The organism is Streptosporangium sp. NPDC006013 (genome assembly GCF_040614275.1).
GTDB lineage: Bacteria > Actinomycetota > Actinomycetes > Streptosporangiales > Streptosporangiaceae > Streptosporangium.
The window spans coordinates 1-2,283 of record NZ_JBEXUE010000839.1 but is presented as its reverse complement, the minus strand read 5'-3'; the positions used below and the strand labels follow the sequence as shown (position 1 = coordinate 2,283).

The 2,283-nt window shown below is 68.4% G+C and carries 2 protein-coding genes; both read right to left on the bottom strand.

Annotated elements, in window-relative coordinates; all coding sequences use genetic code 11:
• Positions 1-185: 185 nt before the first annotated feature.
• Positions 186-1,358, bottom strand: a complete 1,173-nt coding sequence (locus tag ABZ260_RS50175) for a CoA transferase (RefSeq protein WP_355632796.1) — start codon at positions 1,356-1,358, stop codon at positions 186-188.
• 179 nt (positions 1,359-1,537) lie between these two features.
• Positions 1,538-2,197, bottom strand: coding sequence for a histidine phosphatase family protein (locus tag ABZ260_RS50170; RefSeq protein ID WP_355632793.1), 660 nt, complete (start codon positions 2,195-2,197; stop codon positions 1,538-1,540).
• Positions 2,198-2,283: the final 86 nt, after the last annotated feature.

Below are 2,283 nucleotides of genomic sequence, written 5' to 3'. Positions count from 1 at the left end.
TCGTGCCCACCCTCGGGCGTGTCTGCTCCCACGGATTCGAGAGCTTGGAGCTGAGGAAGCACCCCAAGGTCGGTCTGCGCTCTTGTGTTCAACGTAGCCATCTGGATCACACCTCCAGTTCATGATGGCCAGGGCTGGTCAACACGGGGCTTCGAAGCGCATCACTGCGCCTCAAGCCCCCTCCTTCAGGAGGGGGTCGTTGACCGTTCACGTTCCTCCAGCCAGGCGAGGACCTCGTCGTTGTGCTCGCCGAGGGCCGGCGGGGCGGTATGGCGCATGGGAAGGTCGCCGTCGAAGCGGAGCGGCGGTCCCGGCAGCTCGATGGTGCCGAGCACGGGATGGTCGACCTCGACGACCAGCCCCTGGGAACGGGTCTGCTCCCAGGCGTAGACCTCGTCGATGGACCTGATCGCCCCGGCGGGCACCCCGGCCTCGCCGAGCGCGGCCAGCCAGTGCGCCCTGTCGTGCTTGGTGAGCCTCCGCTCCATGTCCGCGATCAGCTCGTCCCGATGCGCAAACCTTTCCCTGTTCGTGGCATATTTCGCAATATCTGGATCTATCTCCAGCAGGGTGGCGACCTTGCGCCACTGCGCGTCGTTCGCCACCGCGATCTGGATCATGCCGTCGGCGCAGTGGAAGGCCCCGTACGGGGCGATGGAGGCGTGGTGGTTACCATTGGCGACGGGCACCTGGCCGCCGACGGTCCAGGCCGTGCCGTGGTAGGAGTGCACCCCGGCCACCGCGGCCAGCAGCGAGGTCCGCACGACCTTGCCCCGCCCGGTCCGCTCCCGCTCGTACAGCGCGGCCAGCACACCGTAGGCGCCGTGGATGCCGCCGAGCAGGTCAGCGATCGAGGCGCCCACCCGGTACGGCTCGTCGGCCGACGGGCCGGTCAGGCTCATCAGTCCGGCCTCGCCCTGCGCGATCTGGTCGTACCCCGGCCTGCCGCCCTCCGGGCCGTCATGGCCGAAGCCGGTGATCGACAGGATGACCAGGCGGGGGTTGAGCTCGTGCAGCCGCTCGACGGGGAAGCCCAGCCGGTCCAGGACGCCGGTGCGGAAGTTCTCCACCAGCACATCGCTCTGCCGCACCAGGCGCTCGATCAGCGCCTTGCCCCCGGCGGACTTGAGGTCGAGGGTGATCGACTGTTTGTTCCGGTTGGCCGCCAGGAAATAAGTAGAAATATCACTATCAGGACCCACGAACGGTGGGCCCCAGCCCCGGGACTCGTCACCTCCCCCGGGATGTTCCACCTTGATCACCCGAGCACCCAGATCGCCGAGCATCTGCGTGGCGTGCGGACCCGCGAGCGCACGAGAGAGATCGAGAACGACGATGTCGCCGAGTGCTCCCTGCAAGATCAACCTCCGATGCGTGGCGGCCGGATCCGGCCGGAGGAGCGCTTCCTCCGTTCCCGGCCCGCTTGCCATGAGACTGGCACGATACCCGGATGAGGGAATCCCATGATCCCCCATACCAGTACCCGGCGGGACGCGCGGGGGGAGGTCATCAGGAAAACTCCGGCCGAAGCGGAGCATTACCGCGGCCGTGTCCCCAGCAGGTGGCCCACCTCGTTGAAGACCTCGGGCCTGGTTCCGCGCCACACCGAGACCGAGGCGTTGCCGACCGGGCCGAACGCCTCGACCGAGTCGATCGGGACATCCTCGATCACGTGCTTGAACATCAGCACGACCGAGTCGTGCGCGACGACGAGAACCCGGCGCCCGGCGTGCCCGGCACGCAGCTCCTCGACCACCTCGCGTATCCGACCGGCGACATCGGGGAAACTCTCCCCCTCCGGGGGCCGGAAACCGCCGTACAGGCGCGCCACCAGGTTCTCCGACTCACCGGGAAACCTCTCCCTGAGCGCGAGCAGGTTCATCCCCGACCAACGTCCCATGTCATGGTCCCTGAGCCTCGGCTCCAGCCGGATCTCGGGGTCCGCACCCAGCTCGGCGGCGACCAGCTCCCAGGTCTGCACGGTCCTGCGGTACGGCGAGCACAGGACGAGTTCCGGCGGATCCCCTGCCGCCAGGTGCCGCCCCAGCTCGGTGGCCTGCTCCCTGCCGAGCGGGGTCAGCTCGGCCTCGGAGTCGGGGCGCTCCAGGACGACCGCCCGGCCCGCGCGGAAGGCCTCCTCGAAGGCCACGTTGGACTCGCTCTGACCATGTCGTACCACAGTGATCGTCAGCGGCATTCCCTCATGACCAAGGCGCGCAAGACCGGTCCGTCCAGGAAGATCGACCGGAAGTACTCCGAGGGCAACCCCGTCGCCGCGCGGGT